16 protein-coding genes are annotated in these 16,310 nt (G+C 46.5%); all 16 read right to left on the bottom strand.

Annotated elements, in window-relative coordinates:
* Positions 1-27 precede the first annotated feature (27 nt).
* The 16 genes from NSS94_RS00410 to NSS94_RS00335 all read right to left on the bottom strand — a co-directional run bounded on the left by NSS94_RS00410 (position 28) and on the right by NSS94_RS00335 (position 16,308).
* On the bottom strand, positions 28-420 hold the full coding sequence (locus NSS94_RS00410) for a 3-hydroxyacyl-ACP dehydratase FabZ family protein (protein ID WP_029514647.1): 393 nt from the start codon (positions 418-420) through the stop codon (positions 28-30).
* Between the two features lie 19 nt (positions 421-439).
* Complete coding sequence (fabF, locus tag NSS94_RS00405) at positions 440-1,681, bottom strand: beta-ketoacyl-ACP synthase II (RefSeq protein WP_068938691.1); 1,242 nt, start codon at positions 1,679-1,681, stop codon at positions 440-442.
* Positions 1,682-1,704: 23 nt separating this feature from the next.
* Positions 1,705-3,405, bottom strand: a complete 1,701-nt coding sequence (locus NSS94_RS00400; RefSeq protein ID WP_069011243.1) for a thiamine pyrophosphate-binding protein — start codon at positions 3,403-3,405, stop codon at positions 1,705-1,707.
* Positions 3,402-4,625 (bottom strand): aldehyde dehydrogenase family protein, encoded by a 1,224-nt coding sequence (locus tag NSS94_RS00395; protein WP_341038278.1) that lies wholly within the window; start codon positions 4,623-4,625, stop codon positions 3,402-3,404. The genes NSS94_RS00400 and NSS94_RS00395 overlap by 4 nt, the downstream gene beginning before the upstream one ends.
* Positions 4,626-4,669: 44 nt before the next feature.
* Positions 4,670-6,130, bottom strand: coding sequence for a class I adenylate-forming enzyme family protein (locus tag NSS94_RS00390; RefSeq protein ID WP_341038277.1), 1,461 nt, complete (start codon positions 6,128-6,130; stop codon positions 4,670-4,672).
* Positions 6,131-6,142: 12 nt separating this feature from the next.
* The gene (gene fabI, locus NSS94_RS00385) at positions 6,143-6,913 is read right to left on the bottom strand and encodes an enoyl-ACP reductase FabI (RefSeq protein WP_029514642.1); all 771 of its coding nucleotides are present in this window, start codon (positions 6,911-6,913) and stop codon (positions 6,143-6,145) included.
* A 462-nt stretch (positions 6,914-7,375) separates the two neighbouring features.
* Positions 7,376-7,909 (bottom strand): hypothetical protein, encoded by a 534-nt coding sequence (locus NSS94_RS00380; RefSeq protein ID WP_318628332.1) that lies wholly within the window; start codon positions 7,907-7,909, stop codon positions 7,376-7,378.
* Between the two features lie 293 nt (positions 7,910-8,202).
* The gene (locus NSS94_RS00375) at positions 8,203-9,540 is read right to left on the bottom strand and encodes a TrkH family potassium uptake protein (RefSeq protein WP_341038276.1); all 1,338 of its coding nucleotides are present in this window, start codon (positions 9,538-9,540) and stop codon (positions 8,203-8,205) included.
* An 85-nt stretch (positions 9,541-9,625) separates the two neighbouring features.
* A complete protein-coding gene (lysS, locus tag NSS94_RS00370; RefSeq protein WP_029514639.1) occupies positions 9,626-11,152 on the bottom strand; it encodes a lysine--tRNA ligase in 1,527 nt (508 codons plus the stop codon).
* Between the two features lie 110 nt (positions 11,153-11,262).
* Positions 11,263-11,739 carry a transcription elongation factor GreA gene (gene greA / locus NSS94_RS00365; protein ID WP_013308160.1) on the bottom strand — a complete coding sequence of 159 codons (477 nt, stop codon included), beginning with the start codon at positions 11,737-11,739 and terminating at the stop codon, positions 11,263-11,265.
* A gap of 214 nt (positions 11,740-11,953) precedes the next feature.
* Complete coding sequence (dusB, locus tag NSS94_RS00360; RefSeq protein WP_341038275.1) at positions 11,954-12,982, bottom strand: tRNA dihydrouridine synthase DusB; 1,029 nt, start codon at positions 12,980-12,982, stop codon at positions 11,954-11,956.
* A 44-nt stretch (positions 12,983-13,026) separates the two neighbouring features.
* On the bottom strand, positions 13,027-13,227 hold the full coding sequence (locus NSS94_RS00355) for a helix-turn-helix domain-containing protein (RefSeq protein ID WP_176715713.1): 201 nt from the start codon (positions 13,225-13,227) through the stop codon (positions 13,027-13,029).
* Positions 13,179-13,727, bottom strand: coding sequence for a 2-amino-4-hydroxy-6-hydroxymethyldihydropteridine diphosphokinase (folK, locus tag NSS94_RS00350; RefSeq protein ID WP_029514636.1), 549 nt, complete (start codon positions 13,725-13,727; stop codon positions 13,179-13,181). Before folK ends, NSS94_RS00355 begins: the two co-directional genes overlap by 49 nt.
* Before the next feature lie 9 nt (positions 13,728-13,736).
* Positions 13,737-14,099 carry a dihydroneopterin aldolase gene (folB, locus tag NSS94_RS00345; protein ID WP_013368705.1) on the bottom strand — a complete coding sequence of 121 codons (363 nt, stop codon included), beginning with the start codon at positions 14,097-14,099 and terminating at the stop codon, positions 13,737-13,739.
* Positions 14,100-14,548: 449 nt separating this feature from the next.
* Entirely contained in the window at positions 14,549-15,415 is an 867-nt protein-coding gene (gene folP, locus NSS94_RS00340; protein WP_029514634.1) for a dihydropteroate synthase, read from the bottom strand.
* A complete protein-coding gene (locus NSS94_RS00335; protein ID WP_341038274.1) occupies positions 15,412-16,308 on the bottom strand; it encodes an aminotransferase class IV in 897 nt (298 codons plus the stop codon). The genes folP and NSS94_RS00335 overlap by 4 nt, the downstream gene beginning before the upstream one ends.
* Between the last annotated feature and the right edge of the window lie 2 nt (positions 16,309-16,310).

Below are 16,310 nucleotides of genomic sequence, written 5' to 3'. Positions count from 1 at the left end.
GAAAGTTTAACGTGCGCTTCCACACCGTCATTGATCCAGTGAAACAATTTCTTCCGCCTCAACTACCAATCGATCCCCTACGGAAGCACGACCACTTCCCAGAATATAGCCCCGTCGACGCTTGATCACTTCAAAGTAGAGATCAATTCGGTCCCCAGGCTTCGCCAAGCTATGGAACCGAATCCCATTGAGATTGGTCAGGTATGAAATCCCTTTTTTATCAACCGCCACGAATGCCGCCAATTGTGCAAGCGACTCCACAATCAACATAGGAGGCATGTATGGATTACTGTCTGTAATGAACCACTCACTCCAGGTGACAAGCTTGTATCCCTTCGCCCACTGCGACGTTTCGTACCCGGTCACGCCATCCAACAGAAGAAAAGGGTACCGGTGAGGAAGCACATCCGGGATATGGATTAGCTCTTCGCTCACAGGCTTATTCCCCTTCCCACTTGCGAACAGCAAGGCAGACGTTGTGCCCTCCGAAACCAAATGAATTGCTAATCGCTGCGCGGACCTCGCGTTCCTGATATACATGCGGCACAAAGTTCAATTCAGGAGCTTCCGGATTGTCACAATTGAGTGTCGGTGGTACTTTGCTGTGAATCATGCTCTGCACAGTCGCAATTAATTCGACTGCCCCTGCACCGCCCATTAAATGGCCAGTCATGGATTTAATAGACGATATCGCCAATTGGGGGGCATGCTCCCCGAACACTTTTTGAATAGCGTTAATCTCCATACGATCATTAAATGGCGTACTCGTACCGTGGGCATTGACATAGTCGATTTCCTGCGGTGTCAGGCCGCCATCCTGCAGTGCGATGTTGATCGCTTCTGCCGGGCCGGAGCCAGAGGGATCTGGAGCCGTGATATGATACGCATCCGTTGTGCATCCGTAACCCACAACTTCGGCCAGAATGGTGGCTCCGCGGTTCAAAGCATATTCCAACTCCTCCAGCACCAAGACTCCTGCTCCTCCACCGATGACGAATCCATCGCGATCCACATCAAACGGACGACTGGCCTTCTGCGGCTCTTCATTACGTCTGGAGAGAGCATGGATATTCGCAAAAGATGCCAGATCAAGCTGACTAAAATTGGCTTCTGCTCCACCAGCAACCACGACATCAGCCGTACCGTACTGGATCGTACGTAATGCTTCACCAATGGCATTACTTCCTGTGGCACAAGCCGTAACCACAGCAAAAGAAGGCCCCTTGGCTCCGATAGCAATGGAGATTTCACCAGGTGCTGAATTAATCATCATCGAGGAAACAAAATAAGGAGAAACTCTTTTGGGACCAAGCTTTGTTAATTTCCCATAGTTCTCCTCTATAACGTCGAGGCCGCCTGCTCCAGAGCCGACAATAACCCCCACGCGACTTGCATTCCGCTCATCAATCACTAATTTCGATTGCTCCACTGCCTGCCGGGCAGCCGCCAAAGCAAACTGAGTGAACTGTGCAACTTTATTAGCTTCCTTCTTGCTCATATATTGCAATGGGTCAAAGCCCGTAACCTGTGCACCGATCTTTGTCGGAATGTCCGCTGTATCGAAAGCAGTGACAGGTCCGATTCCACTTTTTCCTTCTAACAGTGAATTCCAGAAATCCGTAAGATTAAGCCCGACCGGCGTTACGACTCCCTGTCCAGTCACTACAACACGTCTTCTCACTGTATCCACGTCCTTCGTTGAAATTAATTCTTGGAAGCCTGTTGCTCGTAGAGAGGAAAGTCGCCATACACATGACTGATTTTTTCATGCACATCCGCAAGATCAGCATATACCTCGACGACCACAAGCTTGTTCTCCTGATACTTTTGCCAAGCAAGCTGAAGCTGTTCCCGTGCCTCTCCCTTACTCCGAATTGCAAGGCTTTCCACAAACTCGTACTGAGGAATTTGAATTCCTGTCTTGGCCGCCTCAGAAACAAACGGGAGGGACTGCCCTGTGAGATGCTTATAATTCATCTGATTCTGTAACCAACCATACCCACCATTATTGAGTACGACATAGATTAATGGTATTTGATACTCCACCGCCGTCATAAAATCCGAACAGAAGAGATTGAACGCACCGTCACCTACAAGTGCCACTACTGGACGTTGTGTTGCCACGCTTGCTCCCAGAGCAGCCGCCGCACCGAATCCAAGACTCGTTTGATCACTAGGAACAATCGAAAGAGAGCCTTGGGCAAAGCGGAAATATGGATAAAAATAGGACCACATATCCTGCAATCCATTCTCTTGAAGAAGCACCAGATTTTCGGGGAACTCCGTCTGAATCATGTCCAACAGCTCAGGAACGTGGATCCCAGGAGCCTTTTGCAATTCCTCCAGATAGATAGCCCTATGAGAAAAAGCCTTCTCTTTACAGCTCCTGATTGTTTCAAGCCACACTCCATCAGGCTTCTGCCCTAGCCGATCATGCCATTGCTCCACTGCTGCATATCCATCACCAAGCACTTTGATACCCCTGTATTCGTGTGCAAAATCCTCCAGATTTACATTGACTTGAATCAAAGGTGTATCCTGTAGCAGAATATCCCACTCGAACGTAGCCGTTTCTTCCAAGCGGCTGCCCAGTGTGATCACCACATCAGATTCCTTCCAGATTTGTCTTAGACTGAGATCCGTATAGAGTCCGGCAACACCGCAGAAAAGTTCGTGTTCTTCATCCACTACACCCCGTCCCGAGGCAGTTGCGAACAAGGCCGCTCCATGTTGGTGAGCGAACCGCTCAATCACATCACCTGTACCTGACTTCATTCCCCCTCCGACTAGAATGAGCGGCCTGCGCGCCGTCTTTATAATCGCCCAAGCCGCATCCAACTCCCGACGAGACGGAGAGCACGACAGCTTTTCTGGTGGGGTAAACTGAAGCCCTGTTGGCACAGGCTGGTCCATCAGGTTTTCAGGGAGTTCGATATAGACAGGACCCGGTGCTCCATTGATAGCCAAAAAGGCAGCCCGCTCCATCGCCCATACAAGCCGATCCACATGCTCGACACGATAAGCCCATTTTACGAGCGGCTTCACGAGTGAGATTTGATCGGCTTCCTGAAAGGATCGGGTACCCAGCTTGTCTCCGCCAGTACCAAGCGCCAGAAGCAGGAGCGGAGCGCCCAGGTTCTTGGCTTCCAGCAGCCCTGTAAGTGTATTACTGAGCGCAGGGCCTTTCCCCACAACACATACGGACATCTGGTTGGTGGTGAGCGCATAACCTGCTGCCATGAACACAGCATTACGTTGATCTTTGCACAAAATAAAATCCATACCGGATGAGGGGAGTGACGATACGATTTTGAGATCATCACTTGGTAATCCAAAGAGATGCTGAACCCCAGCCGATTTTAAGTAGCCAATAATGGCATCCCAGGGGAAGAAGCTCGCAGTCATACCAAACTCCTCTTTTCCGACAAATATTCTGCGACAATTTCTGAAATCAAGATCGGCTTCGAAATGAGCTTGAAATCGTAAAAAATATAGTTCGACATCGTGCCGTAGCCACCAAAAGGCTTATTGCCTTGATCCACATCCTCAAGCGTCTGATTAATGGTCAATGTGTGCTTCTTTCGTAGAACGTCAGTCAGGTGCTCCGATCCGTATAAGCTGCAACCCATTGCACGTTCACTGAAATAACTGGAGGAAATACGCTTGATCAGTTGCTCGTCGTCTTGGTAGCTAACTACATTGAAGACTGGCGAAAAATACTCAATAATCTCCAGATTCTGATCCAATTCACTATATACAACCGTTGGCTCCATCTTTTTCGTACGGAAATCAATGCCGCCGCCGTAAATAATAAATTTGTCGTTCGTGTTAAAATACTCAGAAACCGAATATAGCGTGTCTTTGTAGAATATAGGGGTATAGTTTGCGTTCGGATCATTGTTGGCTCCAAACACGAGTTGGTCAAGCTGTTGAATCAGCAGATCTTTGAAATGCTCACTCACATCTTGATGTACCAGAATGATGTCGGGGCCTAGGCAGTCTTGTCCAGAGTTGAACAATCTCATTCGGATTACATCGGTAACCGCCAGCTCCAGATCTGCATCAGGCCCGATAATGAAAGGATTTAGCCCTTGTCCGTAAAAAATGTAGAGCTGATCTTTTCGAATCTGTTTTTTGATCTTCTCTGCATTGGTATAGCTTCCGGTGAACACCACAATATCAGCTGGCATCACGGAATTCTCCATGAACACCTTCTGGCTAACTTTACGAATATAGATGGGTAATCCATGTACAGCCTGAAGCTTTTCATGCAGCATGTTGACGTACTCATTTACGTGAGAAGAAGGGCGAAAGTCTATATTTTCAACGTACAGGGACGGAATCAAAAGGTATAATGCATAGGAGTATAGAATGACGTTGGAAGGCATGAATACAGCCATAGATCGTTGCCGACTTGGCTGATAGATCTGCACTTCTTGCAGAGCACCTTGAAGTGTGAGGATCGTGGAGTCAATTTCTGCATTGGCGGCCCGATAGGATGAAAATTGCGTGAGAATATCCATCACTTCCTGCCGATTTTCAATCAAATAATTGAGGCATTTCAGAATAGATTCATGCCTTTCCAAAAACAGTGTGTTTTCTGCCAATTCTGGATTTATATTCATGGCACATTCTCCCTTTCCTATATGCGGTTTTGGTAAATATCTTGCTATACCTTGCGAGAAGCAACTTTTCCCAGGGCAATACGCTCCATCTCCAAACGATCCACTTTTCCATTGCGATTTAAAGGAAAGTGGTCAAGCGGAAGCAAAAGATCGGGAAACATGTATGAAGGGAGCACACGATTTATTTCTTTGCGGAGTACAGACAAGGCTTGCAAGGATTCGCCTTCGATGAAGGCAACAAGTAATGTCCCTTTAGCCTCATCCTCCAAGGTGATCACGCAGGATCGGTAACCTAACGAACCAATCCGGTCCTCAATATAGACCGGAGATACCATATAGCCCATCCGGTTGACCGTCTTGCCGCTGCGTCCAATGACATACAGCATTCCGTCATCCAGATAGCCCAGATCCCCCGTCTTGAACCAACCGTCCTGTAGAACGGATTGCGTCAGGTCTGGACGATTTAGATAACCTTCCATGCATCCAGCACTGCGTATCCACACTTCGCCTACGACACCGTCCGTCTGCTGTTTGCCTGTAGAATCTAGTATTTTCAAATCCACACCAGGTAATGGTAGTCCACAACCCTTCGGACACTCTAGCGTCCCCAGCGTAACGTTGCCCAGTTCAGAAAGACCGTAACCATTCAGCAGGGGCTGTCCAAATATGTTGTTAAATTTCTCTTCAAGGTCTTGGGTAAGTGGAGAACCGCCTACGCACCACATGCGCACCGGGGCTTCCTTGACCATTTCCAGTTGTTCGGGTTTTCGGTTTAGCATACGCAACAAGGTGTAAAAAGCAGAGGGGTTAGCATCTACGACCGTCGCCCGGTCTTTCGTAATACTTGCAATGACGCTCCAGAGGTTTTTTGGATTGCAGATGATGAGAGAACATGAGGTTAACCACCAGGAGAAGATAAGTGAGATTCCATAAAAATGAGAGAAAGGCACAACGGGGAGCATATGGTCAGACGGTAGGTAGTTCATGGCGTGTATGGAATGCCTGATGTTCTCCATAAAAGCTGAACCAGCTTTCACGATTCCCTTGGGTTTTCCCGTCGTACCTGAAGAATACAGAATGAGCGCATCTGGCCTCTCGCACCACTTGTTAAAGTCGAGGGCTTCAAGCTTTGGCTCTCCCACCCAATCCGGGTGCACTGTTTCTTCTTGAATCAGATCTTGAATCAGAATAACGAGTGCATGAGGAAGTTCTAAATCGGAATCCGTAAGGATGCAACAGGCATCCGCTTCATCATAGATTTGGGCCACCTCATCGAGCACAGTCTGCTCGTCCACCACAGTCACCGAAACAGCGATATTGCACAGGGAGAACAGAGACACAACAAACCAATAAGAATTGGCCGCTTTCAGAATCACTCTACCGTCTTCGGGAATGCCTCTGAGAGTCAACATCCGGGAGAAGATCGTAACGTCTCGCTCCAGACGCTCCCTGGTCATAATTCCTTCAGATGAGATAATCCGGCAATCCGTATGCGTAATAAGCACAACGTTCCCTCCTTACATCCCCGTAATATGGTATCCAGCATCTACATGGATAACTTCACCCGTAATGCCTCTCGATAAATGGGAAAATAGGAATAACGCCGTATCTCCGACTTCAGACGTATCAACCGTCTTGCGTAAGGGCGTAGTTTCTTCAATATGTTTGAGCATTGTGTTAAAATCCTTAATGCCATAGGCAGCCAAAGTCCGTATCGGACCAGCGGAAATCGCATTTACACGAATGCCATATGTGCCCAGATCATTCGACAGATAGCGCATGCTGGCTTCCAGTGAAGCCTTCGCCACACCCATAACATTGTAATTTTTGATCGCTCGTTCTGCGCCAATATACGTCATGGTGACGATACTCCCACCCTCTGTCATCAGTGGGTACACTCGACGGGATACAGCAGCCAAGGAATAGGCGCTGATTTCTTGTGCAACGGCGAATCCCTCGCGAGAAGTGTCAACGAACAAGCCATCCAAATCCTCAGCCTTAGCATAGGCGACACTGTGAAAATAACCATGCAACACGCCTACTTTTTCTTTTAGAAAATCCGCCAATGCATCAAGCTCTTCATTGCTTTGTACATCGCAAGGACAGACCAGTGCTCCCGGAATGGTTTCAGCAAGCTTTAGTACCCGCTCTGCAACCCTCTCATTTTCGTAAGTAAAAATGAGTTGTGCCCCTTCAGCAGCTAAAGATTGAGCTGTCCCCCAAGCAATACTCCTGTTATTAGCCACGCCCATAATCAAAATGTTCTTACCGCTCAGTAGTACTGCCACAGAAACCACCTTTCTTTTTTTACATTATTAAACAAAATAACAACTTAATTGCGTATGTCTACATTTATAGACATATGTAATCTTTCCTGGAATATTATCGCGTTAATTGCCAAACTTAGATAGGCGACGTTTTAGGCAAATCACAAAATTTATTTTAAAATTTGTGTAACACATCATGTATGCTGTCTGTCATCTCACAAAAAATAATTGTGTTGCTTCTGTTGGTCTGTGTTCAAATCGAAAGGGATACATGTGTGTGAAAAAAGATAGCGAGGCGAAAATAAGGTGACTGTCAAAGTAAGTTAAACATAAAATCCGCATATTTTTGTAAATATTTACATTCCGATGACAGACTCACCCCACTACCGGAAGTAACCACTTCATTTTCACCAACAATGACTCTCCCGATTTGAACATCCTGAGTGACCAGCCAGATATCATCTAAGTGTAAAACCTTAACCTTTATAGACTACGCTTTTGTTTTTTGGGAGCTAAAGTATAGCTAAAGGAGACAACAAAGTCGATTACCAGAACGATCGCCCATGTTTGCATAATGCCCTCCAAAGACGCCGTACGCTGAGGATCATCAACATACACAATGATGGCGAGCAACAAAGCATTACCTATAGCCCAACCCAAAAGGTGAAGCAACCAACCTATCCGTTCCTCTTTTGCATGAGCAGCACCATACTTGCGTTCAGGCTTGGGTCCCTTACCAAACCAATGGGAGAACCGTACATCCGCCCACTTAATTAACCTATGACCAAATGCTACTGTAATACCAAAATAACAGGCCGCCAAGCCAGTAGCAGTCGTAATCTCCATGCCACTTTTCACCGTGATGAACACCGCAATTAGTAACAGGATATCAATAATTGGGGTAAAGAGTAAAAGAAGCCCACCTAATTTCTTCAACCCAAACATATACCTTGCGACTAACCCTGCAACAACAAAAACCCAAAACAAAACCTCAGCACTAATAATAAATAAATACATAATGGACGATTCCTTTCAAATTAGAAATTGGTATTCACCTCAACTATCCCCCTTTCATGCCCACTATCATACAATATTATACATAATATTCCTAGTATTTTGTCTATAATTACATAAAAGGAAACAAATAGCCGTTTTTTCTATGAAAAACAGTATCTGTTCAAACTATTTCGTCTCGTTCTCAAAATGGGCATTTTACATCATATGCTACCCATAAAGAATGATGATGATCTGAAATGAAAAAAAGATGTACCTATGCTAATCAGCACGGGTACATCTTTTTTACAGATACACTATCCAATTACGATATGCCCTTCGGGACGACGGTACAATGTCTTGGTTGAGCGTGGACGAATGGCATAGGCAATCGTAAGAGGACCAATTCGACCAATAAACATAGTCACACAAATAATCAGCTTGCCTGCGTCAGACAACCCTGGCGTCACTCCTACGGACAACCCTACCGTTCCAATTGCGGAAGCAGCCTCAAATGCCAGGGAGAGAAATGGGGCATCCTCTGTCATTAAGAGCAGTATAACCACAATCGAGAATATAAATAGGGCTAGTACAATAATGGTCAGCGCCCGCATCATGATATCTTTGGGGACCCTATGACGGAAAAACACGATTTCCTTCTGTCCTCGCATGACGGCGATTAGCGCACCTACCATAAGCAGAAACGTAGTCGTTTTGATTCCTCCTCCAGTTGAGCCTGGAGAAGCACCGATAATCATCAGCAACATAATAAAAAACTGACTTGCCTGCCTTAACCCGCTGATATCGACTGTGCTCGTACCCGATGATCTCGTGGAGACCGATTGAAAGACAGCTCCATATACTTTGCCTTCCCAGTTCAGTGCACCCAAGGTTCGCGCATTGGTAAACTCAAAAATAAATAAAACCAGCGCACCAATCACAATGAGCACTCCCGACACGCTTAGCACCATTTTGGAGTGTAGAGACAGTCTCCGGGTACGGCGAAAATCGAACAGATCGCTAAGCACCAGGAAACCCAAGCCTCCTGATATAACGAGCACAGATGCAATCATATTGAAAACAAAATCTCCAGCGTATTGTTGGAAGCTAGTCCCGAACAGATCGAATCCCCCGTTATTAAAGAGGGATACGGAATGGAATATTCCATAATATATCGCTTGTCCGACAGGCATTTCTCGCATCCACCGCAAAGCCAAGACAACGGCAGCTATCGCCTCAATGGTAAAAGAAAAGATCAGCACCTTGCGAATAATACGCACGATCCCTTCCATGCTATCGGCATTAATAGCCTCCTTAAGCAGCAACCGATCCTTCAGCGATAATCGCCGCCCCAATAACAGCGCAAACAAGGTCGCTAAGGTCATAAACCCCAGCCCGCCTAGCTGCATCAGCACCAAAGTGACGGTTTCGCCAAACATCGTATACGTTGAATCGACGTCAACGACGACCAGTCCTGTGACACAAGCGGCTGAGACGGACGTAAAAAGCGAATCAATCCAATGCGGAGCATGACCACTATGATTGGCAACAGGAAGCATCAGTAGCAAAGTACCCAATGCAATAATCAATAAATATCCAATGACCAATATAAAAGGAGGCGATGCGAACCGACTAAGCTTGACGCTGCGTTTCATTAGAGTATTCTCTCCATCCGTTCTTATGAAAAAGAGGAACAAGACACGGGAAACCCGGCTGATCCTCTATATTCATAATGTTATGTTATTCTACTGTACGGTTACGCATATGCGGGAAAAGCAGCACATCGCGAATGGAAGGCGCATCTGTCAGCAACATGACCAAACGATCGATGCCGATGCCCAATCCGCCTGTTGGCGGCATACCGTATTCCAAGGCGCGGATAAAGTCATCATCCATTTCATGAGCCTCATCGTTACCGTGCTCACGTTCCAGCAATTGAGCTTCAAAACGTTGGCGCTGGTCGATTGGATCATTCAGCTCAGTAAACGCATTCGCATGCTCACGAGCGACCACGAACAGCTCGAAGCGATCCGTAAACCGCGGATCTTGTTCGTTTTTCTTGGCCAACGGCGAGATTTCAACCGGATGTCCAGTAATAAAGGTCGGCTGAATGAGCGTTTCTTCTACGAACTGCTCAAAGAATGCATTCAGGATATGGCCAAAGGTCATGTGTGGTTCGACCGGAACTTTGTGCTCTTTCGCAAGACGATGAGCTTCTTCATTACTCATCTGCACGCTAAAGTCTACGCCTGTTACTTCTTTAACAGCATCAACCATGGAGACTCTGCGCCATTGCGGCGTCAGATCCACTTCCTGGCCTTGATATTGAATGTGCTGTGTGCCCAGTACTTCTTGCGCAATATGTGCAACCATGTTTTCCGTCAATTGCATGATATCTTTATAATCAGCATACGCTTCATACAGCTCAATCATCGTAAACTCAGGGTTATGGCGGGTCGAAATACCTTCATTACGGTAAACACGACCGATCTCATATACCTTCTCCATTCCGCCGACAATTAGTCGTTTCAAATGGAGCTCAATAGCAATACGCATATAAAGCTGCATGTCCAATGCATTATGGTGCGTAACAAATGGCTTCGCCGCCGCTCCGCCAGCAATGGAATGTAATGTTGGGGTTTCAACTTCCAAATAGCCGAGCGAATCGAGATAACGACGCATGGATTGAATAATACGGGACCGTGTAATGAACGTTTTTTGTACTTCAGGGTTCATAACCAGATCGACATAGCGCTGACGGTAACGCAATTCAACATCCTTCAGACCATGATATTTCTCTGGTAATGGATACAAGGATTTGGACAAGACCTCAATATCGAGCACTTTGATCGTTGTTTCACCTGTTTTGGTCTTAAAGAGCACACCCTTAACACCAACAATATCGCCCAGATCCAAAATGCCAAATGCTTTATATTTGGATTCAGGTACTGTGTCTTGACGAACATAAATTTGAATACGTCCGCTAAGATCCTGTATATGAGCAAAGCTGGCTTTTCCCATAACACGTTTAGCCATAATACGGCCTGCTATGCTAACTTCAATATTCTTTTCTTCCAGTTCTTCCTTAGTCAAACTGTCATACTTGCTCAGTAGTACGCCCGCTTCAGCCGTGCGTATGTATTTGCGTCCAAAAGGATCAATGCCCAATGAGCGAAGCTCGTCCAATTTGGCACGACGAATTTGCAATAATTCACTTAATTCCTCGCGGTTTTCTTGTGTTTCCTGGTTAGTAGTTTCATCCGACATGGTGCTAAATCAGCTCCTTCAATATGAATAGACGGGCCGGGGTCCGTCCGGGTGTAGAGAAAAAAAGCTTCCACAAGGAAGCTTTTACATTAAATTCCAAAGTCCGTGTCTTATTTCTTGATATCCACGATTTTATATTGAATAACGCCTGCTGGAACGGTGACATCCACAACAGTTCCCTTTTTCTTACCGAGAATTGCCTTGCCAACCGGACTTTCATTCGAAATCTTGTTCTGTAGCGGGTCAGATTCGGCAGAACCTACGATAGCATACTCTGTAATATCTCCGAATTCCAAATCTTCAACAGTCACAGTTGCGCCTACTCCCACAACATCGGTGTCAATTTCATCACTATTGATAATGCGGGCATTGCGTAGCATCTTTTCCAACGTAATTACACGGCCTTCAATAAAGGCCTGCTCATTCTTCGCATCCTCATATTCGGAGTTTTCACTAATATCTCCGTATCCGATGGCTACCTTAATCCGTTCAGCCACTTCGCGGCGTTTGACAGACTTTAAGTTCTCAAGCTCATCTTCGAGCTTCCTAAGACCTTCCTGTGTCAGAATGACTTCTTTATCGCTCATCTTAACCGATTCTCCTGTCATGGGAAAAGTTTAAAAGTGCATCGGAATGCACGCTTTCAAAACATAATATGCCACTCTGAGGGAATGAGAACATTTCCTGCTGTTGTCTTGAGAGCTGCACACAATTTGTAGCATACATCAAGATTTTATACTGAACGATTATAGGGCAAGCAATTAGAAAAGTCAATCGCGTGCGCAGGCCGGAACAGCTTCCTTATTGCGCAACAGCAGCAGGAGATGCAGCGCTTGTAGAAGGCTCATCGTTTTCTACCATGTGCAATTGAGATACAAATTGATCCAAAATACGTACCATATCGTCGCGCTTTGTTTCTTCCATAATGGCATCCTTAATACGTGCTGAACCTTTAAGCCCCTTGAGGTACCAAGCCAGATGCTTGCGCATTTCACGGACAGCTACTGCTTCACCCTTCAATGCAACCAGACGATCCATATGCAGAATGGCAATACGAATTTTTTCTTCCGGTGAAGGATCGGGCAACAGCTCACCTGATTGCAAGTACTCAATCGTACGGTAAAGCATCCACGGATTTCCCAGAGCACCGCGTCCGATCATAACGCCATCACAATTGGTCAAATCCAGCATACGGCGAGCATCTTCCGGTGATGCCACATCGCCATTTCCAATTACAGGAATGGTAACTGCTTCTTTAACTTCTTTTATAATATCCCAATTCGCAAGTCCCGTATACTGTTGCTCCCGTGTACGGCCATGTACGCTAACGGCCTGTCCTCCGGCACGTTCAACAGCGCGAGCGTTCTCTACGGCATAAATATGCTCACTATCCCAACCAATACGCATTTTCACAGTAACCGGCTTGTTTACTGATTCCACTACCGCCGATACCATTTCATAAATCTTGTTTGGATCGAGCAGCCAACGAGCACCTGCATCACATTTGGTCACTTTGGGAACCGGGCAACCCATATTGATATCAATAATATCTGCATTCGTTTCCTGATCTACGACCTTCGCTGCTTCCACTAGAGTTTCACGGTCGCCTCCGAAAATTTGCAAGCTAAGCGGCTTCTCGCGCTCATCTACAAACAGCATCTCACGTGTACGCTTGTTGCCGTGAATGATCGCCTTATCACTAACCATCTCTGCACATACCAAGCCTGTACCGAATTCCTTGGCGATCAGGCGAAAAGCAGGGTTGCACACGCCTGCCATCGGAGCCAGAACGACTTGGTTTTTCATTTCAATACCGCCGATTTTCAACATATCTGTTCACCCCTTTATTCTTTCTTTTGTATCATTATTTATCGTCATTCCGTCAGTTCCCGGACTTCAATTCCTAGCGTTTGGGCGATAATGTTCAGCATGTCTAAGTCTATTGTACGATTGCCTCGCTCCACAGCACCTAATACAGTCAAAGATATACCGGTACGCTCTGCCAACTCCTGCTGTGTGAACCCTTTTAGTTTCCGAAAGGCGCGGAGTCGTTGCGCCAGCTGCATGTTTTCCAAAGCTGTATGCCGTCCTTTCCATCCACAGAATTCAATGCAGTATGCACGATACTGTACAGACCGGACGGATCTTGATTCGGAACGATGTCAGCCAAGGGAACCAGTACAAAAGCACGCTCCAACATGCGAGGGTGAGGAAGCTCCAAATCCGGTGTAGCCAGTTGTGCCGCTCCCATCCATAACAAGTCCAGATCAATGGTTCGTGGACCATTAGGAATATGTCTTACTCTCCCCAGACGACTCTCCACCTCCAGCATATATACCAGAAGCTCCTCTGGAGCAAGTGTTGTAGATAGGGCTACCGTCATGTTCAAAAAAGAAGGTTGATCCAGATACCCAACAGGCTCTGTTTCGTACAGGCTGGAGCACCGTATTACCCGGATACCCGGATGTTCGTCCAGCGCCGTAATGGCTTCATACAGGGTATGCTCGCGCTCCCCCAAATTAGCCCCTAAAGCAATATAAGCCTCTGATGCCTCAGAGGTCGAATGTGCATTCATGTATCGTTCCTACTTTCTTGCGCGATAAAGCTCAACCGTCACGCCTTGAAAATGAATATCAAATGGCGGATGCGGCTTCGTGACTTTGACAGTCAGTGCATTGACACTAGTATAAGTGTCCAGTAGGGAAGATGCAATACGTTCGCCCAAAGCTTCAATCAATTGGTAAGACTCCTTTTCTACAATATCTTTAACGGTGTAATGCACCTCTGCGTAATTAACCGTTTTGTCCAAAGCATCCTGCTCACCCGCTTCACGCAGATCAAGCTCCAGTTCCAAATCAATATAGTAACGTTGTCCCAGCTTACGTTCCTCTGGAAAAACGCCATGATATCCGTAATACTCCATACGATGCAATTTCATTTTATCCATTGTGGGTAGGCCCCCTGTTATTTATTAGATTTTTCTAAATAAGCTCAACTAAAGGTGTACACGCGGCACCACTACGCGGTCGGATGGTACTTCCCATCGCTGTTGTGCCCAGATTTCCTTATATTAGGATAAAATGGTTGGAATCCTGGCACAAAGGCGACCGCTTCGCTTGTACAGCACCATTCCGTCCACTTCGTTTTCGTTCTACTATTTTTTCCGTTCTTCTTACATTAATTTCTCTCTAAAAAATACAGTGACTTTATGGTGCGTTGTAGCGGAATGAAGGATTTGAATCCGGAGAAGCGTAGCGCTCGCCTCCAAAGCTTTTCAAGGAAAAGCTACATCGTAAGCATATACTCAACGGGATTCCTACAGTCATATGTTTTACCAATTCAAAAGAATCCCGTTGCAACAGCGATCACAGGATCAAATCATTCATGAAGCGTCTCCTAACCACCATAACTCAGTGCATTTTTAGACCCGTACACCATCGCATCACACATACGTACGGTGCGCTTGATTTGCGCCACATCGTGTACACGCACAATCTGGCACCCTTGAGCAATGCCAAAAGCAACAGTAGCCGCCGTGCCCTCCACCACATCATTCACAGGCAAATCCAGTGCTGTACGAATAAATCTTTTGCGCGACGTAGCCAATAACAGCGGAAAGCCCAGCTGACCCAATCTATCGAGAGAAGTCATGGCATGAATATTTTCATCGTAATCCTTGGCAAAACCGATACCTGGGTCTAAAATGATCTGTTCCTCACGTACCCCCGCATCCAGCGCTAATCGGATACTCTCTTTTAAATCGGACAGCATATCAGAAACCAAATCACTATAGTTATGGTCATGACGATTATGCATCAAAATGACCGGGCAATCGAATTCCGAAGCTACACGTGCCATATCAGGGTCTGCCTTAAACCCCCACACATCATTAATGATATGTGCGCCAGCTTCGAGTGCCTTTCTGGCTACTTCAGCTTTGTAAGTATCTACAGATAATGGAATGTGCGGTGCGATACGATGGATGGCCTGGACGACCGGAATGACCCGAGCCAGCTCCTCTTCCACACCTACTGGATCATGACCGGGACGGGTAGACTCCCCGCCAATGTCAATGATATCAGCTCCATCTTCCACCAGCTTCAATGCATGTAAAACAGCAATCTCCGGGTTATAATGTAATCCTCCATCGGAAAATGAATCCGGGGTCACATTCAGTATACCCATGATCTGTGTGGAATGTCCGAGTGTAAGCTCGGCATCCCCCATTCGGTAACTACGTTGATAAAGGGTCGGTATGTTCACTTGATCCCTGCTTTCTGTCTATAATCGTGCAACAGCAAAGCTGTTATGGACTTGGGGTGCGTCAAGAGAACCGATACATGGTTGGTTGCTCCTCCCGGCTCCAACAACAAATCCACGGGCCGTATTTCTTGTATAGAGTTGGTCATAAAAATTTCATCAGCCTGTTTCAACTCGTCCCAGCGGTACAGGCCCTGCTCACAAGGAATGTCTCGCAGATGCGCCAGCTCCAAAATGAATTCACGCGTAATGCCTGGCAGAATCCCTGTAGACAAGTCAGGGGTATACAGCGTATTATTCCGCACAAAGAACAGATTGCTGACCATTCCCTCTGCCAGGAAACCATTGGCCGTAAGCATCATTCCTTCAGCCTTATAACGGACAGCTTCGGCATACTGCTGAAGTTCCCGTTTCGCAAGAATATTATTCATATAATGCAGCGACTTTAAGCGAACCTCACCCTCTGGAGTGTTTCTGGGGATTCGCAACAACTGAAGCGCCGATGGGGAAGTCGAGTGCCCGATTTGTGTATTGGTAGAGGGCAACGGTTTGGCAAACAAAATATGGTTGGGACGCGTATAGTCACCCGTCGGCAATCCTAGCACCTCTTCACCCGCTGATACGGTGTAGCGGATGTAGGCTTCATCCAACCCATTTGCCACCATCAGATGCTGAATGTGTTTCGTAAGCTGCTCCTCATCAGGTTGAAAAGGAATGCCAAGCATTCGGCAGCCTTCCTGTAGTCGATGCAGATGCCGATCCAGCAAGAATGGGGCACCCTTGTAGGTGCGGAATGTTTCAAACAAACCCATTCCGTATAAAAAGCCGTGATCACTTACGTGAACCACGGCTTTTGCGGCTTCCGTGAGGACGCCGTTGACTCCGATATATTTCATGA

The organism is Paenibacillus sp. FSL L8-0644 (genome assembly GCF_038008165.1).
GTDB classification, from domain to species: Bacteria; Bacillota; Bacilli; order Paenibacillales; family Paenibacillaceae; genus Paenibacillus; species Paenibacillus polymyxa_D.
The sequence above is the reverse complement of the archived record's forward strand: the minus strand, read 5'-3'. Positions and strand labels throughout refer to the sequence as shown.